This is a genomic window from Paraoerskovia sediminicola, assembly GCF_030296575.1.
Lineage (GTDB): Bacteria > Actinomycetota > Actinomycetes > Actinomycetales > Cellulomonadaceae > Paraoerskovia > Paraoerskovia sediminicola.
In genome coordinates this window covers 3,250,294-3,274,972 of the sequence record NZ_AP027729.1, presented here as the reverse complement: position 1 = coordinate 3,274,972, position 24,679 = coordinate 3,250,294, and the positions used below count along the sequence as shown (strand labels likewise).

Here is a 24,679-nt window from a genome sequence, read left to right as displayed (position 1 = left end):
GAGTCTCGAGTTCTGACGAGGAGTGAGTGGACACGGTGGCACGTTCGACGACGCAGGTCGGGTCGGTGGTCCTGGCAGGGGGCGGGACGGCAGGTCATGTCAATCCGCTGCTCGCCGTGGCGGAGGCGCTCCGCGACCGCGACCCGGGCACGACCCTGACGGTCCTGGGGACCGCCGAGGGGCTCGAGGCCGACCTCGTCCCTGATCGCGGGTTCCCGCTCGTGACGGTGCCGAAGGTGCCGCTGCCGCGCCGACCCGGGGTCGACTGGTTCCGGTTCCCGGGTCGCTTCGTGTCGGCGGTGCGTACCGCGGGGCGAGCGCTGGACGACGCGGGGGCCCAGGTGGTCGTCGGGTTCGGCGGCTACGTGTCCACTCCCGCGTACCTCGCGGCGCGGCGCCGCGGCATCCCCGTGGTGGTGCAGGAGCAGAACGCGCGCCCCGGGCTCGCCAACCGTCTGGGTGCGCGCTGGGCCGCGCGCGTCGGGGTGGCCTTCGCGGGGACCCCGCTGCGCGGTGCCGTCGTCACGGGTCTGCCGCTGCGCCGCGAGATCGTCACGCTGCTGGCGGAGCAGGCGCGCGATCGTGACGCGCTCCGACGGTCTGCCGCCGCCGAGCTCGGGCTCGACCCCGACGTCCCGACGCTGCTCGTGACCGGAGGATCGTCGGGCGCGCTGCACCTGAACGAGGCGGTCGCCGGCGCGGCGTCCGCGCTGAGGGACGCCGGTGTCCAGGTGCTGCACCTGACGGGCCGGGGCAAAGCCGACGCTGTCCGTGCGACGCTCGCCACGTCCAGGGACGAGGCGGAGGCCGGCGCGGCGCCGAGCTATGTCGTGCGCGAGTACCTCGCCGAGATGCACCTCGCCTACGCGGTCTCCGACCTGGTGCTGTGTCGCGCGGGCGCGGGCATGGTCTGCGAGCTCTCGGCGCTCGGGCTGCCGGCGGTCTACGTCCCGCTGCCCGTCGGCAACGGTGAGCAGCGGCTCAATGCCGCCCCGGTGGTCGAGGCGGGGGAGGGGTCGTCGTCGACGACGCCGAGGTGGACCCGGACTGGATCGCCGCGCACCTGGTGCCCATGTTCACGGACCGCCAGGGGCTCTCGGCGATGGCCGCGGCGGCGGCCGCAGCCGGCATCACCGACGGAGCAGACCGTGTGGTCGCGCTCGTCGACGAGGCGGTGCACGCGTGAGCGGCGGGGAGCGGGTCGTCCCCGCGGTCGAGGACCTGGGTCGCGTCCACCTCGTGGGCGTCGGTGGTGCCGGGATGTCCGTCGTCGCGCGGCTGCTGGCGGCGCGCGGCGTCGCGGTCCAGGGCGCCGACGCGCGGGAGAGCCCGACGCTCGCGGCGTTGCGCGACGAAGGGCTGCGGGTGTGGGTCGGCCACGACGCCGCGCACGTGACGGGCGTCGACACGCTCGTCGTCTCCAGCGCCGTCGGGCCGGCGAACCCTGAGCTCGTCGCGGCGCGCGACGCCGGGATCCCGGTGCTGCACCGTTCCGAGGCGCTGGCTGCGCTGATGGTGGGACGGCGCTCCGTGGCGGTCGCGGGTGCCCACGGCAAGACCACCACCTCCGGGATGCTGGCGACGCTGCTCGTGGAGCTCGGCGAGGACCCGTCGTTCGCGATCGGGGGAGCGTCCTCACGGCGGACGGCCCCGTGTCCGGTGGGCACCTGGGATCCGGCGACGTCCTGGTGGCCGAGGCCGACGAGTCGGACGGCTCGTTCCTCGCCTACTCGCCGACGGTCGCGGTCGTCACGAACGTCGAGCCGGACCACCTCGACCACTACGGGTCGCGTGCCGCTTTCGAGGAGGCGTTCGTGGCCTTCGCCGCGCGGGTGCGGCCGGGCGGGGTGCTGGTCGCGTGCGCCGACGACCCGGGCTCCCGCGCTCTCGCCAGGGTGCACCGCGACGGAGGAGGGTCGGTGGTGTCCTACGGGATGAGCCCTGATGCCGACCTCGTCGTCTCGGGGCTCGAGCACGAGGCAGGCCGCGTGCGGGCGACGGTGACGGGGCCCGACGGCTCCGCGTCCCTGCAGCTCGCGATGCCGGGGACCCACAACCTGCTCAACGCCGTCGCCGCCGTGGCCGCCGCGCAGGCTCTCGGGGTCGCGTTCGAGGACGCGGTCCGTGCGGTCGGCAGCTTCCGCGGCACAGGGCGGCGCTTCGAGCTCAAGGGAGAGGTGGGCGGCGTCCGGGTGGTCGACGACTATGCGCACCACCCGACCGAGGTCGCCGCGCTGCTCGTCGCCGCCCGGGAGGTGGTGGGCCGCGGCCGCCGGGGCGGCCGGGTCGTGGTGCTGTTCCAGCCGCACCTCTACTCGCGTACCAGGTCGTTCGCCACGGAGTTCGCGCGGGCTCTGGGCCTCGCTGACCTGGTCGTCGTCACCGGGGTCTACGGAGCGCGTGAGGCCCCCGACCCGACCGTCGACGCCCGGACGATCGTGAGCCTGATGACAGGCCCACGCGCCTACGCCGTCGAGGACCGGTGGGCCGCGGCGACGAAGATCGCCTCGTCCGCGCGGCCGGGGGACCTCGTCCTGACGGTCGGTGCGGGGGACGTCACGGAGCTCGGCCCTCGGATCCTCGAGCACCTCAGGGACGAGCTGTCGTGAGGCCTCCGGCCCGTCCTCGGGCGCCGGAGCGCCGACCGGAGGTCCCGCGGCGCTCCGAGAGCGCCGACGGTCCGGAGCGTTCGGAGCGTCCCGCCCGTGCGGAGCCGCGCCCGGCCCGGGCGCGTGCGGAGAAGGCGGACACGAAGACCGGTGCCGGCGCGAGCTCGACGGAGGTCGTACCGAGGCCGACGACGTCGCCGAAGGCGACGACGGCCGCCACCGGGACGTCCCGCGGGCGGTCGGCAGCGACCGGACCGACGAGGGCGGTCCCCGGGGCGTCCGGGGAGCCTCGGGTCCCAGGACGGCGCCGACACCGATGGCGCCGCGCCTCGCCGAGCGGGAGCGCGAGCGGCGGGCGGTGCGTCGACGCAAGGTCCTGCGGTCGGCCGCGGCCTGGACCGGGGGCCTCGGGGTCCTCGCCGGCGTGGTCTGGCTCGTGTTCTTCTCGTCGGTGCTCGGGGTCGACGCCGACGAGATCGAGGTCACCACCGTGGGCGACGCGACGTACGTCGACACGGATGCGGTGGAGCAGGTCGTGACCGCCACCGCGGGGACGCCGCTGCCGCGACTCGACACCGTGGGCCTGCGGGACGCCGTGCGCGAGGTCCGCGGGGTCGACGACGTGCGGATCCTGCGCGCGTGGCCGCGAGGCGTCGACGTCCGGGTGGAGCCGCAGGTCCCCGTCGCGGCGGTCCCGGTCGGTGAGGCGTTCCGCCTGCTCGACGCGTCCGGGGCGACCGTCGCTAGCGTCGGCGAACCCCCAGGAGACCTGCCGCGGGTCGACGTGCCGGTGGACGACGAGGACGGCGGACCCGGGACGCGTGCGCTGCGGTCGGTCCTCGTCGTGCTCAACGCGCTGCCGCCGGACATCCTCGCGGACGTCACGGACGTGTCGGCGGACACCCAGGACGCCGTCGAGACCGAGCTGCGCGACGGTTCGACCGTCCGGTGGGGCGGCGCGGAGGACGCCGAGCTCAAGGTGGACGTGCTCCGGGTCCTGCTCGACGGGGTCGATCCCGACGGGGTCACGGTGTACGACGTCTCCGCTCCCGAAGCGCCCGTCACGAGCTGAGCCGTGTGCGCGGGCACCCGTGGGAGAGTCCACCCGCCGACACGCGGGCACGGTCGTTGAACGAGCCGCCCCGGGCACCTACCGTCATCGACGGCACCACTTGACATAACTGTAACCCTCTAGTTGAGGGTGAGGGTTCGGTTCGACAAGATCGAGAGGCATGGACGTGGCAACTCCGCAGAACTACCTGGCAGTCATCAAGGTGGTGGGGATCGGCGGCGGCGGTGTGAACGCCGTCAACCGCATGATCGAGGTCGGCCTCAAGGGCGTCGAGTTCATCGCGATCAACACCGACGCGCAGGCGCTGCTGATGTCGGACGCCGACGTCAAGCTCGACGTCGGTCGCGAGCTCACCCGCGGTCTCGGCGCCGGCGCCGACCCCGAGGTCGGCAAGCGTGCCGCGGAGGACCACGAGGAGGAGATCCAGGACGTCCTGCGCGGCGCGGACATGGTCTTCGTGACCGCGGGCGAGGGTGGCGGTACCGGTACCGGTGGTGCCCCGGTCGTGGCGCGGATCGCGCGCTCGCTCGGTGCGCTGACCGTCGGAGTGGTCACGCGCCCCTTCACGTTCGAGGGCCGCCGCCGGTCGAACCAGGCCGACGCGGGGATCGAGGCCCTGCGCAACGAGGTCGACACGCTCATCGTCATCCCGAACGACCGCCTGCTGTCGATGTCGGACCAGAACGTCTCCGCCCTTGACGCGTTCCACTCGGCGGACCAGGTGCTCCTCTCCGGGGTCCAGGGCATCACGGACCTCATCACCACGCCGGGTCTGATCAACCTCGACTTCGCCGACGTCAAGTCCGTGATGCAGGGTGCGGGCAGCGCCCTGATGGGCATCGGGTCGGCTCGTGGTGACGACCGTTCCGTCCAGGCCGCCGAGGGTGCGATCTCGTCGCCGCTGCTCGAGGCGAGCATCGACGGCGCCCACGGGGTGCTCCTCAGCATCCAGGGCGGCTCGGACCTCGGGCTGTTCGAGATCAACGAGGCGGCGCGGCTGGTCCACGAGGCCGCGCACCCGGAGGCGAACATCATCTTCGGTGCCGTGATCGACGACGCGCTCGGCGACGAGGTCCGCGTGACCGTCATCGCCGCAGGGTTCGACGGTGGTACCCCGCAGGTGCGCAAGGACGGCCGTGCGCTCGGTCAGGTCGCGTCGCCGCGTACCGAGTCCATCCCGCCGGTGTCGACCGCGACGGGTGCCCACTCGCTGCCTCGCCCGCTCGTGCCGGTCGCGTCGGAGGCGGACGACGTCCCGGAGCGTCTCGACTCCGGCGCCACCCCGAAGGCGGTGCCGGTCGGTTCCGGGCCGGTCCCCGCGCCACAGGCGGCAGCCGGCCCCGCGGAGCCCGACAGCGAGACCGTCGAGGTGCCGCGCATGTTCGACGAGCAGCCCGCACGGCGGCTCGAGGAGCTCGACGTCCCGGACTTCCTGAAGTAGGAGTGCACCGCACCCTGCACCCCGCCGGTGCCCACGACCCGGACGACGTCTCGAAGGACGTCGTCCGGGTCGATCTGGGTCCCGGGGTGGTCGCGGCCTTCACGACGCGTCACGGTGGGTCGTCGCCCGCCCCCTGGAGCTCGTGGAACCTCGGGCTCAACGTGTCCGACGACCCGGACCGGGTCCGGGCGAACCGCTCCCGGCTCGCGCGCGTCGTCGGTGCCGAGACCCGCTTCGTGCGCCAGGTCCACGGCGTCGGGGTCGTGCCGGTGGTGCGTGAGCATGAGAGTGCCGCCGGTGGAGACGGTCTCCACGACCCGTGGGGAGGCGCGCAGGAACCCGAGGGCGACGCCCTGGTGACGGCCGAGCCCGGCCTCGCGCTGGGGATCCTCGTCGCCGACTGCGTCCCCGTGCTGCTCGCGGACCCGGTCCACGGCGTGGTGGCTGCGGCGCACGCGGGCAGGCGCGGCCTCGACGGGGGTGTCGTGGCCGCGACCGTCGCCGCGATGGTCGACGCGGGCGCGGTCGCCGGCGACGTGCGCGCCGTCGTCGGCCCGTCGATCTGCGCTCGCTGCTACGAGGTGCCCGAGGAGATGCGTGCCGACGTCGCGGCGAGGGTGCCGGCCGCGTGGGCGACGAGCGGGTCCGGGACTCCCGCGCTCGACCTGCCCGGTGGCGTGCGTGCCGAGCTGACGCGCTCGGGCGTCGGCCAGGTCGGCTCGGTCGACGTCTGCACCCGCGAGGACGACCGCTTCTACTCCCACCGTCGGGCGACCGCAGCGGGGTCGGTGACCGGACGGTTCGCCGGGGTTCTCGCGCTGCGCGCCGACAAGTGATCCCCGTTGGCGTGTCGCGCCGGGTGGCGCCCGCAGGAGCGGGTTAGCGTCGGAGCACCAGAACGCACGGTGCGCGACACCTGCGGGCCCGCGCGAAGAACGGATGGAGTCGGCTGATGGCAGGATCGGTGCGCAAGGCCATGTTGTACCTGGGCCTGGCTGATGACCAGCGCGAGGGCCAGGACGAGTACGTGGACGACTACGAGGAGACGGAGGCCGACGTGCCGCAGGACTACCCGGCCGAGGTCACTCCCTTGCACCGCACGCCGGCGCCCGCGTCCGGCGCGTCGCACGGGGCGGGCAACGACCTGCGACGCATCACGACGGTGCACCCGCGCTCCTACAACGACGCCCGGGTGATCGGGGAGGCGTTCCGTGGCGGGACGCCCGTGATCATGAACCTGTCGGACATGGACGACGCCGACGCCAAGCGGCTCGTCGACTTCTCTGCGGGCCTCATCTTCGGCCTGCACGGCTCGATCGAGCGTGTGACGAGCAAGGTGTTCCTCCTCTCGCCCGAGAGCGTCGAGGTCACGGGCGAGGAGAAGACGGTCAAGAAGGTCGGCCAGGCCGGCTTCTACAACCAGAGCTGACGCGGACCGCCCCGAGCATCTGGCACAGTTGACCCGTGACTATCGTCTGGGGCGCTCTCGGCTTCCTCCTGTTCATCTTCTGGCTCGTCCTGATCGGGCGTCTCGTCTTCGACTGGGTCCAGGTCTTCGCCCGCGAATGGCGTCCGCGAGGGTTCGTCCTCGTGCTGGCGGAGGGGATCTACACCGTGACGGATCCGCCGCTCCGCGCGATCCGCAAGGTGGTCCCGCCGCTCCAGCTCGGACAGGTGCGACTCGATCTCGCCTTCATCATCCTGTTCGTCCTCGTCCTCATCGCCCAGGCGGTCGTGGGCTCGCTGGGCGGGTGAACCTGGCCCCGCGGGGAAGTGGACCACCCGGACAAAACGGTCCGAGTCGTCGCACGACGGGAGTTTGCGGGCGCGAAGCCCGTGGATTCTCGGTTAGTTTGGACCGTGGTGATCGCAAGATCCGCCGACCGACGCGCAACGCATTGAGGTGAAACGATGGCACTGCTGACTGCTGATGACATTCTCAAGAAGAAGTTCTCCGCGACGAAGTTCCGCGAGGGCTACGACATCGAGGAGGTCGACGACTTCCTCGACGAGGTCGTGCACACGATCAAGGCGGTGCAGGACGAGAACGAGTCCCTCAAGGCCAAGCTCGCTGCGGCCGAGGAGCGCGTCGGGGAGCTGAGCCGGGCCGACGCCGCGGCGTCGGAGACCAAGGACGCCAAGCCCGAGCCCGAGCCCAAGACCCCCGAGCCCGAGCCCACGAAGCCCGAGCCGGAGCCCGCACCTGTCGCGGCGACGCCCGCGCCCACCGTCCAGGAGCCGGCGTCCGCCACCGGGATGCTCCAGATGGCGCAGAAGCTGCATGACGACTACGTCCGCTCCGGCCAGGAGGAGAGCGACCGGCTCATCTCCGAGGCGAAGGAGGAGGGGACGCGGATCGTCACCGAGGCCGAGGAGACCTCGCACCGGACGCTCTCCCAGCTCGAGCAGGAGCGTTCGCTCCTCGAGCGCAAGATCGACGAGCTGCGCCTCTTCGAGCGGGACTACCGGACCCGGCTCAAGAGCTACCTGCAGAACCTGCTCGGGGACCTCGACAACCGGGGCAGCGCGCTGCCGCCGCGCGGCAACGTCGCGGCCGGGAACCGCTCGGGGGACCTCCCGCCCGGAGTCTGACGCTCGTCCGTCGAGCGCCTGCGATCACCTGCTGACGGCCGGTGCACGCGGCACCCTCCCGGAACGTTCCGGCGAGGCGTGTTGTGTGCACCGGTCGTCGCGTCTATTCTCACGTCACTCTCGACCCTGGAGGCGCAATGTCCCGGATCAGCGCTGCGGCCCGTACGGCCGTGCGTGAGCAGTTCCCGCGTCTGTCCAAGGACGTCAAGTCTTTCCCGGTCCGGGAGGCGGAGGACCCGTGGACCGTCGCCGAGGTGGAAGCGCTCGCGTCGACCCTCCTCGACGACCGCGCCAGGCTCCGGGGCGAGCTCGCCGGAGCCGATCAGGAGCTCTCCGAGCTCCTGCGTGACTCGGGCGAGGGCTCCGGCGACGACCAGGCCGACTCCGGCTCGAGCGCGCTCGAGCGCGAGCACGAGCTCACGCTCGTCAACAACATGCGCGACCTGCTGACCCAGACCGAGCACGCGCTCGAGCGGATCGCGGACGGCACGTACGCGACGTGCGAGGCCACAGGCCTGCCGATCGGCAAGGCCCGCCTGCAGGCCTTCCCCCGAGCCACGCTCTCGGTCGAGGCCAAGGCGCGCGAGGAGCGTCGCTGACCGATCGCGACCGGGACGGCGGTCCCGTCGTGGCAGACTTGCCCGCGATGTCAACGACACAGAACCCGGCCGAGGGCTCGGCCCGGCCCTCCGCGGTCGCGCGCCGCTCCCTGATCCTCTGGACGCTCGGCCTCGCGGCGTTCGTGGTCCTGCTCGACCAGGTGTCCAAGGTCTGGGCCGAGGGTGCGCTCGCCGGCGAGCCGCGCATCGCGCTGATCGGCGATCTCCTCGGCCTTCGCCTCGTCTACAACCCGGGAGCCGCGCTCTCGTTCGGGACCGGGATGACGTGGGTGCTGACCGTCGTGGTCGTGGTGGTGATCGTGCTGATCCTGCGCACGATGCGACGGATCCGCTCGACCGGATGGGCCGTGGCCCTCGGGCTGCTGCTCGGTGGAGCGGTGGGAAACCTGATCGACCGGCTCACCAACGACCCCGGCTTCGGCCGCGGCGAGGTCGTCGACTTCATCGACTACGGAGTGTTCGTCGGGAACGTCGCGGACATCGCGATCGTGCTGGCGGCCGGCGTGATCGTCGTGCTGGCGTTCCGGGGCGTCGGCGTCGACGGGACGCGCCACGGCGCGGACGAGGCCACCGGGGAGGCCGACCCCGCCGCCGAGCAGGCCACCGACCAGGTCGCCGACCAGGGGATCGGCCAGGACACCACCGACGACGAGCGCCGCGACGCATGACGGTGCGGACGTTCCCCGTCCCTGACGGGCTCGCGGGCGAGCGTGTCGACGCCGCGCTGGCGCGGATGCTCGGCCTGTCCCGGACCCGCGCCGCGGACCTCGCGGCCGACGGTCGGGTCACGGTGGACGGCTCGACGGCCGGCAAGTCCGACCGGCTGATGCCGGGGTCGTGGCTCGAGGTCGACCTCCCCGACGTCGCCCCGGCACCCGCAGCGGACCCCGAGCCGGTCCCGGGCATGACGATCGAGTACGAGGACGACGACCTGGTCGTCGTGATGAAACCGGTCGGTGTCGCGGCGCACCCGTCGCCGGGCTGGACGGGACCGACCGTCGTCGGTGCGCTCGCCGCGGCGGGCTACCGGATCTCCACCTCAGGGGCGGCCGAGCGTCAGGGCATCGTGCACCGGCTCGACGTGGGGACGTCCGGCCTCATGGTGGTGGCCAAGAGCGAGCTCGCGTACACGGGGCTCAAGCGCGCGTTCAAGGAGCGCACGGTCGAGAAGGTCTACCACGCCCTCGCCCAGGGCCACCCCGAGCCGACGACCGGGACGATCGACGCGCCGATCGGCCGTCACCCCGGGGCGGACTGGAAGTTCGCCGTCACCGCGTCGGGCAAGCCGTCCGTCACCCACTACGAGGTCCTCGAGATGCTCCCTGCGGCGTCGCTGACCGAGGTGCACCTGGAGACCGGTCGGACGCACCAGATCCGGGTCCACTTCGCCGCGCTGCGCCACCCGCTGGTGGGGGACACCACCTACGGCGCGGACCCGGCCCTTGCGGCCCGCGTGGGGCTCGGACGTCAGTGGCTGCACGCCGTGCGCCTCGGCTTCGAGCACCCCGTCGACGGTTCCGCCGTCGAGGTCACGAGCGACTACCCCGAGGACCTGAGGAACGCGCTCGAGGTCGTCCGGGGCGCCTACTCGTGACCGCGGGTCCCGACGGCGCCGGACCCGCGCCCGATCCGGTGCGGGGCGTGGAGCCGGGCATTCCCCCGACCGGCGGCCTGCAGCGGGCGACGCCGCGACGACGGTCGAACGGGTCGTCGACGAGGAGGGGCTGGCGCTGGCCCACGCGCTGCGGCTCGTCGTCTTCGTCGACGAGCAGCGTGTCCCGCTCGAGGAGGAGATCGACGACCTCGATGCGGCGCCGACGACGACGCACGTCCTCGTCAGGGACGGTGCGCGCGAGGTCGTGGGCACCGGCCGGCTGCTCACCGACCCGGCACACCCCGGCGTGGTCCACATCGGGCGCGTCGCCGTCGCCCGCACGGCCCGGGGGACGGGGGCCGGAGCCCGGGTGATGCGGGAGCTGGAGCGGATCGCCCTCGCCGAGCACGCGCCGTCCGGCACCGTGGTGGTCGAGCTGAGCGCGCAGGTCCGCGCGATCGGGTTCTACGAGCGCCTGGGGTACGTCGTCGACGGGCCCGTGTACCTCGACGCCGGCATCGAGCACCGTGACGCGAGGCGCACGCTGACCCGCGGGACATGACCGCCCGGTGCGCTGCGACGTCCGGACCGTGGGTGGGGCGACCTAGACTCGTCCCATGCCGTCTGCCGTGTCACCCGATGCCCGCCCGACGAGCCGCAAGGACGACTTCGTCCACCTGCACGTCCACACCGAGTACTCGATGCTCGACGGTGCGGCGAGGCTCGACGACCTCTTCGCGGAGACGGGCCGGCTCGGCCAGACGGCGATCGGCACGACCGACCACGGCTACGTGTTCGGCGCCTTCGAGTTCTGGTCCAAGGCGAAGGCGGCCGGGATCAAGCCGATCCTCGGCGTGGAGGCGTACGTCACGCCGGGCACCAGCCGGCACGACCAGACCCGTGTGCGCTACGGCGAGAAGGGCCAGGAGTCCGACGACGTCTCGGCGCGCGGCGCGTACACGCACATGACGATGTGGGCCCGTGACGACACCGGGATGCACAACCTGTTCCGGGCGAGCTCGCTGGCCTCGCTCGAGGGGCAGATGGGCAAGTGGCCGCGCATGGACCGCGAGCTCCTCTCGACGTACTCGGAGGGGCTCATCGCGTCGACCGGCTGCCCGTCCGGCGAGATCCAGACGCGCCTGCGCCTCGGCCAGTGGGACGAGGCGGTGCGCGCCGCCGGTGAGCTGCAGGACATCTTCGGCAAGGAGTACTTCTACGTCGAGCTCATGGACCACGGCCTCGACATCGAGACCCGCGTCATCAAGGACCTGCTGCGGCTCTCCGAGACGATCGGCGCGCCCCTCGTCGCGACGAACGACCTGCACTACGTGACGCAGCAGGACTCCGCCTCGCAGGAGGCCCTGCTGTGCATCAACTCGGGTTCGACCCTGACCGACCCGGACCGCTTCAAGTTCGACGGTGACGGCTACTACGTGAAGTCGGGCGCCGAGATGCGCCGCATCTGGTCCGAGCTCCCCGAGGCCTGCGACAACACGCTGCTCATCGCCGAGCAGTGCGACGTGAACTTCAACACCTCCGCGAACTACATGCCGCACTTCCCCGTCCCCGAGGGCGAGGACGAGGTCAGCTGGTTCGTCAAGGAGGTCGAGGCCGGGCTGCACCGCCGGTACCCGGGAGGCGTGCCGGACGCCTCCCGCGAGCAGGCGCGGTACGAGACCGAGGTCATCGTCCAGATGGGCTTCCCGGGCTACTTCCTCGTCGTCGCCGACTTCATCAACTGGGCCAAGGCGCAGGGGATCCGCGTCGGGCCGGGCCGAGGGTCCGCGGCAGGCTCCATGGCCTCCTACCTCATGGGGATCACCGAGCTCGACCCGCTCGAGCACGGGCTCATCTTCGAGCGGTTCCTCAACCCGGAGCGCGTCTCCATGCCCGATGTCGACGTGGACTTCGACGAGCGTCGCCGCGGCGAGGTGATCCGCTACGTCACCGACAAGTACGGGGACGACCGGGTCGCGCAGGTCGTCACCTACGGCACGATCAAGGCCAAGCAGGCGCTGAAGGACTCGTCCCGGCTGCTGGGCTTCCCGTTCGCGATGGGGGAGAAGCTCACCAAGGCGATGCCGCCCGCCGTCATGGGCAAGGACATCACCCTGACCGGCATCTTCGACCCCACCGACAAGCGCTACGCGGAGGCCGACGAGTTCCGCAAGATGCACGCGGTCGACCCGGAGGCGCAGCGGGTCGTCGAGCTCGCGCAGGGTATCGAGGGCCTGAAGCGGCAGTGGGGCGTGCACGCCTGCGCGCTCATCATGTCCAGCGACCCCCTGATCGACATCATCCCGATCATGCGGCGGCCGCAGGACGGCGCGATCATCACGCAGTTCGACTACCCCACGTGCGAGGGGCTCGGGCTGATCAAGATGGACTTCCTGGGGCTGCGCAACCTCACGATCCTCGACGACGCCCTCGAGAACATCGTCATGAACGGCAAAGAACCGGTCGAGATCGAACACGTCGCGCTCGACGACCCGGCCACCTACGCGCTGCTCTCCCGCGGTGACACCCTGGGCGTGTTCCAGCTCGACGGCGGGCCGATGCGCTCGCTGCTGCGCCAGCTGCGGCCCGACAACTTCGAGGACGTCTCCGCGGTCATCGCGCTCTACCGCCCCGGTCCGATGGGGATGAACTCCCACACCAACTACGCGCTGCGCAAGAACGGCCTCCAGGAGGTCACCCCGATCCACCCGGAGCTCGCCGAGCCGCTCTCGGAGATCCTCGACGAGACCCACGGTCTGATCGTCTACCAGGAGCAGGTCCAGCGCGCCGCGCAGATCCTCGCGGGGTACTCGCTCGGTCAGGCCGACCTGCTCCGCCGCGCGATGGGCAAGAAGAAGCAGGAGGTGCTCGACAAGGAGTACGTCCCGTTCCAGGCGGGCATGCGGGAGCGCGGGTACTCCGACCAGGCCGTCAAGGCGGTCTGGGACGTGCTCGTGCCCTTCGCCGGCTACGCGTTCAACAAGGCGCACTCGGCCGGCTACGGGCTCGTGTCCTACTGGACGGGGTACCTCAAGGCGAACTACCCGACCGAGTACATGGCCGGGCTGCTCACGAGCGTCCGCGACGACAAGGACAAGTCGGCGCTCTACCTCAACGAGTGCCGCCGCATGCACATCACTGTCCTCCCGCCGGACGTGAACTCGTCCGCGGCGAACTTCACCGCGGTCGGCGAGGACATCCGGTTCGGGCTGAGCGCCGTGCGGAACGTCGGACGCAACGTCGTCGACGCGATCGTGGCCGCACGCGAGGAGAAGGGCGAGTTCACCTCGTTCACCGACTTCCTCGACAAGGTGCCTGCCGTGGTCTGCAACAAGCGAACCATCGAGTCGCTGATCAAGGCGGGCGCGTTCGACTCCCTGGGGCACCCTCGACGTGCACTCCTCGTGGTCCACGAGCAGGCCGTCGAGTCGGTGATCGGGGTCAAGCGCAAGGAGGCCGAGGGTCAGTTCGACCTGTTCTCGGACCTGGGCGGGGAGCCGGACGACGCCATGACGTTCAGCGTCGAGGTGCCGCAGATCCCGGACTGGGACAAGAAGCAGCGGCTGGCGTTCGAACGGGAGATGCTCGGTCTCTACGTCTCCGACCACCCGCTGTCCGGGCTGGAGCACGTGCTCACGAGGGCCGCGGACACGGGCATCGCCGCGCTGATGATCGACGAGGGCCGCTCCGACGGGTCGACCGTCACGGTCGCGGGGCTCATCACGTCCCTCCAGCGCAAGATGAGCAAGAACGGCAACCCGTGGGCCGCCGTGACGATCGAGGACCTCGAGGGCGCCGTCGAGGTCATGTTCTTCGGCGAGACGTACCTCGCCTACTCGACGATCCTCGCGGAGGACCAGGTCGTGGTGCTTCGCGGCCGGGTACGACGGCGGGACGAGACCATGCAGCTCCAGGCGATGGAGGTCTCCCTGCCCGACGTCTCCGACGTCGAGGAGACCCCGGTCCTGGTGCGCCTGCCCGCCGCCCGGTGCACGCCGCCGCTCGTGGAGAGGCTGCGGGAGATCCTCGCGACCCACCCCGGCGTCACGGACGTGCACCTGAGGCTCGCGAGCCCCGGTCGGGCGAGCGTCGTCCGCGTGGGTGCCGACCTCCGCGTCGAGAAGTCGCCCGCGCTCTACGGCGACCTGAAGGCGCTCCTCGGTCCGTCGTGCCTGCAGGCGCCCGGCCAGCCGGTCGGAGCAGCGCTGTGATCCGGCTCAACCCCGAGCAGCAGGTCTTCGTCACCGAACGCCACCTCGCGACGCTCACGACCGTGCGGGCGGACGGCTCACCGCACGTGGTCCCCGTCGCCTTCACGTGGGACCCGGTGGCAGGGGTCGCCCGGGTGACGACGAACCGCTCGTCGACCAAGGCCCGCAACGCCGGCCGGGAGTCGACCGGACCGGGGCGCGCGCCGCACTCTGCCAGGTCGACGGTGGACGCTGGATCACGCTCGAAGGCGTCATCGAGGTGGTCACCGACCGGGCGGAGATCGACGACGCGGTCGAGCGGTACGCCCGCCGCTACCGCCGGCTCAGCGATAACCCGGACCGGATCGTGCTGCGACTCACCCCGGACAAGGTGATGTGCTCCGCGTACATGGCGGCATGACGCGCTGACGGCTGAGCGGCAGGTGGGCTGACGGCTGACGCGTTCCGGGACGACAGCTCGCGGGGTGTGGCTCGGTAGGTGACGGCTCGCGGGGCCGGTCAGCCGACGACGGCCGAGTGCTCGCCCTGGGGCGTCGAGACGGCGACCACGTCGCCGCGCACGAGCTGACGGCCCCGTCGGGTGTCGACCTCGCCGTTGACGGAGACCTCGCCCTCGGCGACCAGGGTGCGCGCCTCGGCGCCGGACTCGGCGAGGTCGGCGAGCTTGAGGAACTGGCCGAGGCGGATGACGTCGCCGGTGATCTCCACCGTGAATGGTTCGCTCATGCTCCCATTGTGCCTGTGCCTGTGCCTGTGCCTGTGCCTGTGCCTGTGCCTGTGCCTGTGCCTGTGCCTGTGCCTGTGCCTGTGCCTGTGCCTGTGCCTGTGCCCGTGCCCGTGCCCGTGCCCGTGCCCGTGCCCGTGCTGCGGGCGCTCACGGCACAGGCAGCGACGCTGGACCTAGGATGGGACGCGTGATCTCCCGCATCGATCTTCGTGGCCGCACGCTCACCAAGCGCGAGCTCGTCGACGAGCTGCCTCGCGCCGTGCTCGACGTCGAGCACGCCGCAGAGCAGGTGGCCCCCGTGCTGAAGGACGTCCGCCTGCGCGGTGCCCGCGCGCTGCGCGAGCTCGCCGAGCGCTTCGACGGCGTGCGTCCAGAGCACCTTCGCGTCCCTCCCGAACAGCTGTCGGCGGCCCTCGACACGCTGCCCCCGGCCGTCCGGGCCGGGCTCGAGGAGTCGATCCGGCGGGTGCGGATGGGTCACGCCGCGCAGCGTCCCCAGGACTTCACCGTCCAGATCGCTCCCGGTGCGCAGGTCCGTCAGCGATGGGTGCCGGTCGAGCGCGTGGGGCTCTACGCGCCCGGTGGGCTCGCCGTGTACCCGTCCTCCGTGGTGATGAACGTCGTCGCCGCGCAGGAGGCGGGCGTCGAGAGCCTCGCGGTCGCGTCACCGCCCCAGAAGGAGAACGGCGGGCTGCCCCACCCGACGATCCTCGCCGCGTGCGCCCTGCTCGGCGTCGACGAGGTCTACGCGGTCGGCGGGGCCCAGGCCGTGGCCATGTTCGCGTACGGGGCGGACGGCAGCGAGCCGCAGGACGGCGCGGTGCTGTGCGAGCCGGTCGACGTGGTGACCGGACCGGGGAACGTCTACGTCGCGGCGGCGAAGCGGCTCGTGCGCGGCGTCGTCGGGATCGACGCCGAGGCCGGACCCACCGAGATCGCCGTGCTGGCGGACTCGACGGCGGACGCCGGCCACGTCGCGACGGACCTCATCAGCCAGGCCGAGCACGACCCGCTCGCGGCGGCGGTGCTCGTCACCCCGTCGGTCGAGCTCGCCTCCGCGGTGGAGGCGCGCGTGCAGGACCTCGCGGGTGCGACGAAGCACGCAGCACGCGTGGCGCAGGCGCTGGCCGGACCCCAGTCGGCGGTCGTGCTCGTCGACGACCTCGAGCAGGGACTCGCCGTCGTCGACGCCTACGGGGCCGAGCACCTGGAGATCCAGACGCGCGACGCGGCCGCGCTCGCCGAGCGTGTGCGCAGCGCCGGAGCGATCTTCGTCGGCCCGTGGTCGCCGGTGTCGCTCGGCGACTACATGGCGGGGTCGAACCACGTCCTGCCGACCGGCGGGTGCGCGCACTTCGCGAGCGGCCTCGGTGTCCACGCGTTCGTCAAGGCGGTGCAGGTCGTGGAGTACGACCGAGACGCCTTGGAAGAGGTCGCCGACCGGATCGTCGCCGTCGCGAACGACGAGGACCTGCCCGCGCACGGCGAGGCCGTGCGCGCTCGCTTCCACTGAGGGAGCTCGCGGGGTCCCGTGCGCTCGAAGGCCCTGGGCGCTCGTGGCTCGCCCGCCTCGCTCGTCAGCTCACGCCGAGCACGAACGGGTGGACCGCCTCGGCACCGGCCCGCCGGAGCAGCCGGGCGGCCACCGTCAGGCTCCAGCCGGAGTCCGTCGAGTCGTCGACGAGCAGCACGGCGCGCCCGGGCAGCCCGGCGGCGGCCGCCTCGGTGAGCTCGAGGCCCAGCCTGTGCGCGACGCCGGCGAGCCGCTGCGCGGAGTTCACGTCGTGGCGTCCAGGCTCTTCGCGGCCCGACACCGGACCGACCGTGCCGACGAGCGGTACCCCGAGGTACCGGGCGAGCCCGGTGGCGAGGTGCTCGACGAGCTGGGGTCGTGTGGTGGAGCGGATGGCGACGACGCCCTCGATCGCCGGGCTGCGGCGCTCGGGCTCGCCTGCAGAGGCATCGGCCGCTGCCCTCTCGACGACGGCGTGCTCGGAGCCGTCGGCGGCGTCGGTGGGCTGATCCGTCTCGATGTCGTCGCTCGCCTCGGGGGACCGCCACAGCGCGTCCCAGTCCTCGAGCACCCGGACCGCCGCCTTGCGCAGCGGTACGGGCGTCTGGCCGTCCGCGGGCCGCCCGTCGGCGTCGCGCGCGGCGAACAGGTCGCGGAGCGCACCGGACCACCCGAGCCCGTCGAGCCGGGCCACCGCACGACCGGCTTCCGCCTGTTCCTGAGGCGGGATCTTCCCCTTGAGGTCGACGTCCAGGGTGTCCATGCCGCTCGGCCACTGGCGACGCGCGATCACCTCGACGCCCGGTCGGTCCATGTCCTCGCGGGCGGCGGCGACCGCGTCGGCGTCCGGGGCCTCGGGGAGCCCGACGCCGCCGCAGCTGTCGCAGCGGCCGCAGCGCCATGCGGCGTCGAGCTCGGGGTCGTCGAGGACCTGTCTCAGGTAGGCCATGCGGCACCCGTCGGTCGCGACGTAGTCGAGCATCGACCGCTGCTCCGCCTCGCGCGTCGCGGCGACGCGGGCGTACCGGTCGGCGTCGTACGCCCACGGTTCACCAGTGGTGACCCAGCCGCCCTTGACCCGCTTGACCGCACCGTCGACGTCGAGCACCTTGAGCATCGACTCGAGCCTCGAACGCTTGAGGTCCACCTGGGTCTCGAGGGCTGCCGTCGACCAGGTGCGGCCGTCTTCCATGGCGGCGAGCGTGAGCCGGACCTGCTGCTCGGCGGGGAACGCCTGCGAGCCGAACCAGTCCCAGATCGCCCGGTCCTCCTGACCGGGGAGGAGCACGACGACCGCCTGGTCGACGCCTCGACCTGCACGTCCGACCTGCTGGTAGTACGCGATGGGCGAGGAGGGGGCGCCGAGGTGTACGACGAACGCGAGGTCGGGCTTGTCGAACCCCATGCCGAGGGCGGACGTCGCGACGAGCGCCTTGACCCGGTTCTCCTTGAGATCGGCCTCGAGCTGCTCACGCTCGGCCGGATCCGTGCGACCGGTGTACGCCTGGACGGCGAGCCCGGTCGCACGGAGCTGGGACGCGACCTGCTCGGCGGCCGAGACGGTCAGGCAGTACACGATCCCCGAACCGTCGACGTCCTGGAGCGTCTCCGCGAGCCAGGCGACACGGGTCGGCTGGTCGGGCAGGGCGAGCACCGCGAGGTGCAGCGACTCACGGTCGAGCCGACCCCGCAGCACGAGAACGTCGGTCGCGACCCCGCCTGCCGCCGAGGCGTGGGACACGCCGAGCTGCTCGGCGACGTCCGCCGTAACGCGCTCGTTCGCCGTGGCGGTCGTCGCGAGCACCGGGATGCCTCCCGGGAGCTCGGCGAGGAGCGTGCGGATCCGCCGGTAGTCGGGGCGGAAGTCGTGGCCCCAGTCGGAGATGCAGTGCGCCTCGTCGACGACCACCAGCCCGGCGTCGGCCGCGAGCCGGGGAGCACCTCGTCCCGGAACGCCGGGTTGTTGAGCCGCTCGGGCGAGCACAGCAGGACGTCGACCTCGCCAGCCGCGATGGCTGCGTGGACCGCGTCCCACTCGGTCATGTTGGAGGAGTTGATGGTCACCGCGCGGATGCCGGCGCGCGCCGCAGCGGCGACCTGGTCGCGCATGAGAGCGAGGAGCGGCGAGACGATCACCGTCGGCCCCGCGCCACGGGCGCGCAGGAGAGCCGTCGCGACGAAGTAGACGGCGGACTTGCCCCACCCCGTGCGCTGGACGACGAGGGCTCTCTGGTGACGGGAGACGAGCGCCTCGATCGCCGTCCACTGGTCCTCGCGGAGGGCCACGTCGTCGCGGCCGACGAGCGCCCGGAGCGCGGTCTCGGCGTCGTCCCGCAGGTCGCCCGTCGAGATGTCGTCGCCCACGAGCGCCGGTGCACCGAGCGGCGGGAGCTCGGTCCGCCCCTGCGAGGTGCCACCCGGTCGTCGGGCCTCGGCGAGGTCCTCCGGGGGTGCGTCGTCCGGCCACGGCTCGTCGGGCCACGGCTCTTCCGGCCACGGTTCCGCAGGTGGCGGCTCCCCGTGCGGCGCGTCGGCCGGGTCGGCGTCGCGCGGGCTCGCTGCGTGCGTGCGGTCGGCCTCGGGTCCCATGCGTCGATCGTAGGGGCGGCCGCAGACATCCGGCGGACCCGGCGGGGATCCTGGGGATCGCCGTGCGCGCCTTTCCACCCCTCTCGTCCGGTGCCTGTCATGCGACCGTCAGGTCCTCCGGGGTGCCGCCGCCCGTGGCTCGGGGTTCGATGGGGTCATGGACAGTGACACGCAGTCGGACGACGTCCTCGAGCGGGCCCACCGGTGCACCGGGCGGTGCGCGGCCGGTCCCGGGGCCGACGTGCCGAGCGGCCCGACGAGGCGAGCCGTCGTCGCGGGCGCCGGAGCCGGCGCGGGCGCCCTCGTCCTCGCCGCCTGCGGCGTGAGCTCCGGCGGCGGGGCGAGCTCCGGCAGCGAGACCGCGGGAGGGGCCCCACCCTCGTCCGACGCCCCGAGCGAGGACCCGTCCGGCGGTGCGGCGGCCGCCTCGCTGGTCGCGCTCGCGGACGTCCCGGTCGGTGGGGCGATCGCGGTCGAGACGTCGGACGGCGTCCCGCTCCTGGTCACCCAGCCGACGGAGGGGGAGGTCCACGCCTTCAGCGCCGTCTGCACGCACCAGGGCTGCACCGTCGCGCCTGACGGGGACGCGCTGCGCTGCCCCTGCCACGCCTCGTCGTTCGCGCTCGCCGACGGGTCGGTCGAGTCCGGCCCGGCGCCCGAACCGCTGCCCGAGGTCCCGGTCGAGGTGTCCGGCGGGGACGTCGTCCTCGCCTGAGCCGAGCGTGGACCCGTGCCGGCGGGAAGCGCCGCGCAGCGCTCGTGGACGGCGGGACCGGGCCCAGCGCGACATCCGTAGACTGTGGGCGTGACGTCGACCTCCACCCCAGCCTCGTCGACCCCGGCACGGCCGACCGGTCCGGGTGCGCCGAGCGCGGCCGGCTCCCAGCCCTCGCTGGGCGCGAACGTACTGCCGGTCCGACCCGAGCACGCAGGACTCGAACCCTACGGTGCGCCGCAGCTCGACGTGCCCGTCCTGCTCAACGTCAATGAGAACCCGTACCCGCCCTCGGCCGAGGTCGTCGCCACGATCGCCGCCGACGTGGCGACGGCGGCGAGCGGCCTCAACCGGTACCCCGACCGCGACTTCCCGGCGCTCCGGTCCGATCTCGCTGACTTCCTCGCGAAGGAGTCCGGCGTCCGTCTGGCCGTCGAGCAGATCTGGGCCGCGAACGGCTCGAACGAGGTCATGCTCCACGTGCTGCAGGCGTTCGGAGGGCCGGGACGGACCGCGCTGTCTTTCGCGCCGACCTACTCGATGTACCCGGAGTACGCCCGGGACACCGCGACCCGCTGGGTGCAGGGACGCCGGGAGGACGACTTCACTCTCGACCCCGCGGCGGCCGCCGCGACCGTCCGGGCCGAGCAGCCCTCGGTCGTGCTCCTCGCCAGCCCGAACAACCCCACCGGCACCGCGCTGCGCCCGGAGACCGTCGCCGCGGTCTGCGAGGCGGCGCTCGACGTCGAGGTCCCGACGACCTCCGGGCACGCACCCGCGGTGGTCGTCGTCGACGAGGCCTACGGGGAGTTCCGGCGCGCCGGGACCCCTCGGCCCTCGAGCTCCTCGACCGATACCCGAACCTCGCGGTGAGCCGCACGATGTCCAAGGCCTTCGCGCTCGCGGGAGCCCGCGTCGGGTACCTCGCCGCGTCGGCCGCGTTCGTGGACGCGCTGCGCGTCGTACGTCTGCCGTACCACCTGTCCGGGGTGACCCAGGCGGTGGCGCGGGCCGCGCTCAAGCACGCCGACTCGCTCCTCGCCCAGGTCGACGACCTGCGGGCCGAGCGTGACGGGCTCGTCGCCTGGCTGCGCTCGCGGACCCGCGGGGAGAGCCCCTGCAGGTGGCCGACTCCGACGCGAACTTCGTGCTGTTCGGGCGGTTCGACGACCGCGACGCGATCTGGCAGGGTCTGCTCGACCGAGGGATCCTCGTCCGCGTCGTGGGCCCCGAGGGTTGGCTCCGGGTGTCGGTCGGCACACCGGAAGAGATGACGGCGTTCAAGGACGCCCTGGTGGAGGTGGCAGGACTGTGAAGCTCACCGACCGGCGCGCGGCGCGCATCGAGCGCTCGACGTCGGAGTCGACCGTGCTCGTCGAGCTCGACCTCGACGGCACGGGACGGACGGACGTCTCCACGACCGTCCCGTTCTTCGACCACATGCTCACGGCGCTCGGCAAGCACTCCCTCATCGACCTCACGGTCCGCTCGAGCGGGGACACGGAGATCGACGCGCACCACACCGTCGAGGACACCGCGATCGTGCTCGGGCAGGCGCTGCGCGAGGCGCTCGGCGACAAGGCAGGTATCGCCCGGTTCGGTGACGCGTGCGTCCCGCTCGACGAGGCGCTCGCCCACGCGGTCGTCGACGTGTCCGGCAGGCCGTACCTCGTGCACTCCGGGGAGCCTGCGGGGCAGGAGTACCACCTGATCGGCGGGCACTTCACGGGATCGCTGACGCGGCACGTGCTCGAGTCGATCGCCCACCACGCCGCGATCTGCCTCCACGTCCGGGTACTCGCCGGGCGCGACCCGCACCACATCGTCGAGGCGCAGTTCAAGGCGCTGGCCCGCGCGCTCCGCGCAGCCGTCGCTGTCGACCCCCGGGTCGACGGCATCCCGTCCACGAAGGGTGCGCTGTGAGCACGACGGATCCCCGCGACGGCGTCGGTGGCGAGGACGAGCCCCGCTTCGAGGTGCCCGACGACCTCTCGAGCCTGCTCGACGGACCGGCAGGCGCTGCGGCGTCCGACTCCGCGGACGCGCTCGGCGCGCCGCAGCGGGCGACGAGCCCGGACGGCGACGACCGCGGTACTGACGGTTCCCGCGACGAAACCCGTGACGCCGACGGTGCCGGGGCTGACGGCGGTGCCGGGGGTGCCGGCGGTGCCGGGGGTGCCGGACACGGGGGAGCGGTGGCTCACGACGCCGCGGACGACGTGGACTTCGAGGTGCCGGACGACCTCTCCGGGCTGGGCGGTGCGTCCGCGGACCCGGAGCTGGCCGTGGTGATGACGCAGATCGCCGGCGCCCAGCCGCTGGCCGCGGTGTGCTCCGTCGCCGGCGTCGACGGCGACGTGGTGCCCACCAAGGTCGGTGCCTTCGTCGTGCTGTCCGCGCGGTCGGACGGTGCACCGCAGGACGCCGCCGCGGCACTGTCGAAGCTGGTCGCCGGGGTGCCGTTCGTGCTGGTCGAGAAGCGCGGCGAGCAGCTCTCCGCCCGGCGCTGGCAGGACGGCGCTGCCGAGGACGAGCTCGCCCCCGGTCTCGTCCTCGGCGGCGCCCCCGAGGCGCTCGAGGACGTCCTCGTGGCCGACGCCGACCCGGCCGACCTCGCCGGGGTCGTGCCGACGTCGTCGGTCTCCCGGCTCAAGGCCGTGCGGATGTTCGCCGCGGCGGCGCGCAAGGCGCGCAAGAAGAAGTGAGCGACGCGGTGGGATCGAGCGGCCCGTCGGTCGTCGTCCTCGACTACGGGTTCGGGAACGTCCGTTCCGCCGTCCGCGCTCTCGAGCGGGTCGGTGCCCGCGTCGAGCTGACGGCGGACCGCGACGCGGCGATGTCGGCGGACGGTCTCGTCGTGCCCGGCGTGGGTGCGTTCGCGGCGGTGATGGCCGGTCTGCGTGCGGTGCGCGGCGACCAGGTCGTCGAGCGCCGGCTCGCGGGCGGCCGTCCCGTGCTCGGCATCTGCGTCGGCCTGCAGGTGCTCTTCGGCTCGGGGGTCGAGCACGGCGTGGAGACCGAGGGGCTCGCGCAGTGGCCCGGGGTCGTCGACCGGCTCGAGGCCGAGGTCGTCCCGCACATGGGATGGGACACCGTCCGGGCACCCGAGGGCTCGCGGCTGTTCGAGGGCATCTCCGACGAGCACTTCTATTTCGTGCACTCCTACGCGGCGAGGTCGTTCGCGCTCGGCACGGACGAGCCCGCCGACAGCCACTTCCGGCGCCCGCTCGTCACCTGGGCGGACCACGGCGGCCCGTTCGTGGCCGCCGTCGAGAACGGTCCGTTGTGCGCCACCCAGTTCCACCCCGAGAAGTCCGGGGACGCCGGGGCAGCGCTGCTGTCGAACTGGCTACGAACACTCTGAGCCCGGCACCGCGCCGGATCGACCATCGCCGGCACCCGCGACAGCGACGGGCGCCGCACCTGAGAAAGGGTTCCATCATGAGCGAACGTCTCGTCCTGCTGCCTGCCGTCGACGTCGCGGACGGCCAGGCCGTACGTCTCGTCCAGGGTGAGGCCGGCTCGGAGACCTCCTACGGCGACCCGCTGTCGGCGGCCCTCGACTGGCAGTCGGGCGGTGCGGAGTGGATCCACCTCGTCGACCTGGACGCGGCCTTCGGTCGCGGGTCCAACGCCGAGCTGCTGGCGGACGTCGTCGGTCGGCTGGACGTCCAGGTCGAGCTCTCCGGCGGGATCCGTGACGACGACTCGCTCGCGCGCGCGCTCGCCACGGGGTGCCGCAGGGTCAACCTCGGCACCGCGGCGCTGGAGAACCCGGAGTGGACCGCGCGCGTGATCAGCGAGCACGGCGACCGGGTCGCGGTCGGCCTCGACGTCCGAGGCACCACGCTCGCCGCACGCGGGTGGACACGTGACGGCGGTGACCTCTGGGAGGTGCTCGACCGGCTCGAGTCCGCGGGGTGCCCCCGCTACGTCGTGACCGACGTGACGAAGGACGGGACGCTGCGCGGCCCGAACATCGACCTCCTGCGCCAGGTCGCAGCGCGCACCGACTCCCCGGTCGTCGCGTCCGGCGGGATCTCCGGGCTCGACGACCTGGTGGCGCTCCGGTCCGTCGTCGGTGAGGGGATCGAGGGGGCGATCGTCGGCAAGGCGCTGTACGCCGGCGCGTTCACGCTCCCGGAAGCCCTCGACGTCGCGGGTCGGCCGTGACGGGCCGCGCGCTGCCGCCGTCCTCGTCGTTCGCCGGCGACGACGGCAGCGCCGACCCGGTGCTCGAGGCCGTGATCGCCGCGCACGCGGCCGGAGGTGCGCCGCTGCGCGACGTCGTGGGCGCTCTCGCCCCCGCGCGCGTGCTGGTCCCGGTCCTCGCGGAGGCAGAGGTGACCGAGGAGGGCGAGCACGGCACCGTGGACCGCGAGGCGTCCTCGGGAGTGGTCGCGCTCGAGTCGCCCGACGGCAGGCGTGCGCTGCCGGTGTTCACCTCGGTGGACGCGATGGCCAGGTGGCGGCAGGACGCGCGGCCGGTGCCCGTCGAGACGCCGCGCGCAGCGCAGTCGGCGGTGTCCGAGAGCTGGTCGCTGCTCGTCGTGGACCCCGCCGGGCCGCACACGGTGCTGATCCCTCGTCCCGCGGTGTGGGCGCTCGGTCAGGGCAAGCCCTGGGCCCCGGCGGTCGAGGACGGCGTCGTCGACCCGGAGGTCCAGGCCGCCGTCGAGGCCGCGGTCGGTGGTCTGATCCACGTCGCCTCGGTCCGCGCGGAGCCGGGCCGCAAGGCCGAGGTCGCCGTGGTGCTCGCGATCCACTCCGGACTCGACCGCGCCGGGCTCGACCTCGTGCTCAGCCAGGTGAACGCCTCGCTCGCGAAGAGCAAGATCATCGGGGAGAAGGTCGACTCCCTGGAGCTGCGCATCGGTCGAGCGGACTGACGGCGGGCCCTCGGCTCGTCGCGTGCCGAGATCGCGCGTCCGAGCGGTGCCCGGTCCCGGCGTCCCGCCCGACCGGACCTTCTGGGTCCTGAGGCGCGGGGGTGTCG

The 24,679-nt window shown here is 72.9% G+C and carries 21 protein-coding genes and 4 pseudogenes; 23 read left to right on the top strand and 2 right to left on the bottom strand.

The annotated features are described in order from the left end of the window. Positions 1-35 precede the first annotated feature (35 nt). The 15 genes and pseudogenes from murG (at position 36) to QUE47_RS15090 (ending at position 14,539) form a co-directional block, all read left to right on the top strand. Positions 36-1,186, top strand: a pseudogene (murG, locus tag QUE47_RS15160) (undecaprenyldiphospho-muramoylpentapeptide beta-N-acetylglucosaminyltransferase). 74 nt (positions 1,187-1,260) lie between these two features. Then, positions 1,261-1,458: pseudogene (locus QUE47_RS17005) on the top strand (Mur ligase domain-containing protein); the annotation flags it as partial. A 194-nt stretch (positions 1,459-1,652) separates the two neighbouring features. Next, positions 1,653-2,609 (top strand): UDP-N-acetylmuramate--L-alanine ligase, encoded by a 957-nt coding sequence (locus tag QUE47_RS15155; protein WP_350227592.1) that lies wholly within the window; start codon positions 1,653-1,655, stop codon positions 2,607-2,609. Positions 2,610-2,925: 316 nt separating this feature from the next. After that, positions 2,926-3,681 carry a cell division protein FtsQ/DivIB gene (locus QUE47_RS15150; RefSeq protein WP_286217958.1) on the top strand — a complete coding sequence of 252 codons (756 nt, stop codon included), beginning with the start codon at positions 2,926-2,928 and terminating at the stop codon, positions 3,679-3,681. 166 nt (positions 3,682-3,847) lie between these two features. Beyond that, positions 3,848-5,122 carry a cell division protein FtsZ gene (gene ftsZ, locus QUE47_RS15145; protein WP_286219540.1) on the top strand — a complete coding sequence of 425 codons (1,275 nt, stop codon included), beginning with the start codon at positions 3,848-3,850 and terminating at the stop codon, positions 5,120-5,122. A gap of 2 nt (positions 5,123-5,124) precedes the next feature. After that, complete coding sequence (gene pgeF, locus QUE47_RS15140; protein WP_286217957.1) at positions 5,125-5,958, top strand: peptidoglycan editing factor PgeF; 834 nt, start codon at positions 5,125-5,127, stop codon at positions 5,956-5,958. A gap of 116 nt (positions 5,959-6,074) precedes the next feature. Continuing rightward, positions 6,075-6,551, top strand: coding sequence for a cell division protein SepF (locus QUE47_RS15135; RefSeq protein ID WP_286217956.1), 477 nt, complete (start codon positions 6,075-6,077; stop codon positions 6,549-6,551). Between the two features lie 35 nt (positions 6,552-6,586). Continuing rightward, on the top strand, positions 6,587-6,877 hold the full coding sequence (locus QUE47_RS15130) for a YggT family protein (protein WP_286217955.1): 291 nt from the start codon (positions 6,587-6,589) through the stop codon (positions 6,875-6,877). A 156-nt stretch (positions 6,878-7,033) separates the two neighbouring features. Further along, a complete protein-coding gene (locus QUE47_RS15125; RefSeq protein WP_286217954.1) occupies positions 7,034-7,714 on the top strand; it encodes a DivIVA domain-containing protein in 681 nt (226 codons plus the stop codon). Between the two features lie 137 nt (positions 7,715-7,851). After that, positions 7,852-8,313, top strand: coding sequence for a TraR/DksA family transcriptional regulator (locus QUE47_RS15120; RefSeq protein WP_286217953.1), 462 nt, complete (start codon positions 7,852-7,854; stop codon positions 8,311-8,313). Positions 8,314-8,360: 47 nt separating this feature from the next. Next, positions 8,361-9,002: a signal peptidase II gene (locus tag QUE47_RS15115; protein WP_286217952.1), complete on the top strand. Its 642-nt coding sequence runs from the start codon at positions 8,361-8,363 to the stop codon at positions 9,000-9,002. Next, complete coding sequence (locus tag QUE47_RS15110; RefSeq protein ID WP_286217951.1) at positions 8,999-9,928, top strand: RluA family pseudouridine synthase; 930 nt, start codon at positions 8,999-9,001, stop codon at positions 9,926-9,928. The genes QUE47_RS15115 and QUE47_RS15110 overlap by 4 nt, the downstream gene beginning before the upstream one ends. Positions 9,929-10,058: 130 nt before the next feature. Next, complete coding sequence (locus QUE47_RS15105; protein ID WP_350227760.1) at positions 10,059-10,490, top strand: GNAT family N-acetyltransferase; 432 nt, start codon at positions 10,059-10,061, stop codon at positions 10,488-10,490. A gap of 55 nt (positions 10,491-10,545) precedes the next feature. After that, positions 10,546-14,139 (top strand): DNA polymerase III subunit alpha, encoded by a 3,594-nt coding sequence (dnaE, locus tag QUE47_RS15100; protein ID WP_286217950.1) that lies wholly within the window; start codon positions 10,546-10,548, stop codon positions 14,137-14,139. Between the two features lie 259 nt (positions 14,140-14,398). Next, positions 14,399-14,539 carry a pyridoxamine 5'-phosphate oxidase family protein gene (locus QUE47_RS15090; protein WP_286219562.1) on the top strand — a complete coding sequence of 47 codons (141 nt, stop codon included), beginning with the start codon at positions 14,399-14,401 and terminating at the stop codon, positions 14,537-14,539. A 98-nt stretch (positions 14,540-14,637) separates the two neighbouring features. Here QUE47_RS15090 and QUE47_RS15085 read toward each other — a convergent pair whose 3' ends face one another. Continuing rightward, complete coding sequence (locus QUE47_RS15085; protein ID WP_286217949.1) at positions 14,638-14,865, bottom strand: RNA-binding S4 domain-containing protein; 228 nt, start codon at positions 14,863-14,865, stop codon at positions 14,638-14,640. A gap of 188 nt (positions 14,866-15,053) precedes the next feature. On the opposite strand from QUE47_RS15085, the gene hisD reads away from it, so the two are divergent. Next, on the top strand, positions 15,054-16,379 hold the full coding sequence (gene hisD / locus QUE47_RS15080; RefSeq protein WP_286217948.1) for a histidinol dehydrogenase: 1,326 nt from the start codon (positions 15,054-15,056) through the stop codon (positions 16,377-16,379). A 64-nt stretch (positions 16,380-16,443) separates the two neighbouring features. Here hisD and QUE47_RS15075 read toward each other — a convergent pair. Then, positions 16,444-18,743: pseudogene (locus QUE47_RS15075) on the bottom strand (RecQ family ATP-dependent DNA helicase). A 382-nt stretch (positions 18,744-19,125) separates the two neighbouring features. On the opposite strand from QUE47_RS15075, the gene QUE47_RS15070 reads away from it, so the two are divergent. The 7 genes and pseudogenes from QUE47_RS15070 to QUE47_RS15040 all read left to right on the top strand — a co-directional run bounded on the left by QUE47_RS15070 (position 19,126) and on the right by QUE47_RS15040 (position 24,572). Next, on the top strand, positions 19,126-19,683 hold the full coding sequence (locus QUE47_RS15070) for a Rieske (2Fe-2S) protein (RefSeq protein ID WP_286217947.1): 558 nt from the start codon (positions 19,126-19,128) through the stop codon (positions 19,681-19,683). Positions 19,684-19,860: 177 nt separating this feature from the next. After that, a pseudogene (locus QUE47_RS15065) lies at positions 19,861-20,998 on the top strand (histidinol-phosphate transaminase). Then, on the top strand, positions 20,995-21,606 hold the full coding sequence (gene hisB, locus QUE47_RS15060; RefSeq protein ID WP_286217946.1) for an imidazoleglycerol-phosphate dehydratase HisB: 612 nt from the start codon (positions 20,995-20,997) through the stop codon (positions 21,604-21,606). Before QUE47_RS15065 ends, hisB begins: the two are co-directional and overlap by 4 nt. After that, positions 21,603-22,388, top strand: coding sequence for a hypothetical protein (locus QUE47_RS15055; RefSeq protein ID WP_286217945.1), 786 nt, complete (start codon positions 21,603-21,605; stop codon positions 22,386-22,388). The genes hisB and QUE47_RS15055 overlap by 4 nt, the downstream gene beginning before the upstream one ends. Then, positions 22,385-23,047 (top strand): imidazole glycerol phosphate synthase subunit HisH, encoded by a 663-nt coding sequence (hisH, locus tag QUE47_RS15050; RefSeq protein ID WP_286217944.1) that lies wholly within the window; start codon positions 22,385-22,387, stop codon positions 23,045-23,047. The genes QUE47_RS15055 and hisH overlap by 4 nt, the downstream gene beginning before the upstream one ends. Before the next feature lie 77 nt (positions 23,048-23,124). Then, the gene (priA, locus tag QUE47_RS15045) at positions 23,125-23,856 is read left to right on the top strand and encodes a bifunctional 1-(5-phosphoribosyl)-5-((5-phosphoribosylamino)methylideneamino)imidazole-4-carboxamide isomerase/phosphoribosylanthranilate isomerase PriA (protein ID WP_286217943.1); all 732 of its coding nucleotides are present in this window, start codon (positions 23,125-23,127) and stop codon (positions 23,854-23,856) included. Beyond that, complete coding sequence (locus tag QUE47_RS15040) at positions 23,853-24,572, top strand: SseB family protein (RefSeq protein WP_286217942.1); 720 nt, start codon at positions 23,853-23,855, stop codon at positions 24,570-24,572. Before priA ends, QUE47_RS15040 begins: the two co-directional genes overlap by 4 nt. Positions 24,573-24,679 lie beyond the last annotated feature (107 nt).

What these genes read in the sequence shown, in the direction of transcription:
- QUE47_RS15120 (WP_286217953.1), top strand. Translation starts at nt 7,852, where the DNA reads ATGTCCCGGATCAGCGCTGCGGCCCGTACGGCCGTGCGTGAGCAGTTC.
- QUE47_RS15150 (WP_286217958.1), top strand. Translation starts at nt 2,926, where the DNA reads ATGGCGCCGCGCCTCGCCGAGCGGGAGCGCGAGCGGCGGGCGGTGCGT.
- priA (WP_286217943.1), top strand. Translation starts at nt 23,125, where the DNA reads ATGAGCGAACGTCTCGTCCTGCTGCCTGCCGTCGACGTCGCGGACGGC.
- QUE47_RS15070 (WP_286217947.1), top strand. Translation starts at nt 19,126, where the DNA reads ATGGACAGTGACACGCAGTCGGACGACGTCCTCGAGCGGGCCCACCGG.
- QUE47_RS15110 (WP_286217951.1), top strand. Translation starts at nt 8,999, where the DNA reads ATGACGGTGCGGACGTTCCCCGTCCCTGACGGGCTCGCGGGCGAGCGT.
- QUE47_RS15115 (WP_286217952.1), top strand. Translation starts at nt 8,361, where the DNA reads ATGTCAACGACACAGAACCCGGCCGAGGGCTCGGCCCGGCCCTCCGCG.
- QUE47_RS15125 (WP_286217954.1), top strand. Translation starts at nt 7,034, where the DNA reads ATGGCACTGCTGACTGCTGATGACATTCTCAAGAAGAAGTTCTCCGCG.
- dnaE (WP_286217950.1), top strand. Translation starts at nt 10,546, where the DNA reads ATGCCGTCTGCCGTGTCACCCGATGCCCGCCCGACGAGCCGCAAGGAC.
- QUE47_RS15085 (WP_286217949.1), bottom strand. Translation starts at nt 14,865, where the DNA reads ATGAGCGAACCATTCACGGTGGAGATCACCGGCGACGTCATCCGCCTC.
- QUE47_RS15135 (WP_286217956.1), top strand. Translation starts at nt 6,075, where the DNA reads ATGGCAGGATCGGTGCGCAAGGCCATGTTGTACCTGGGCCTGGCTGAT.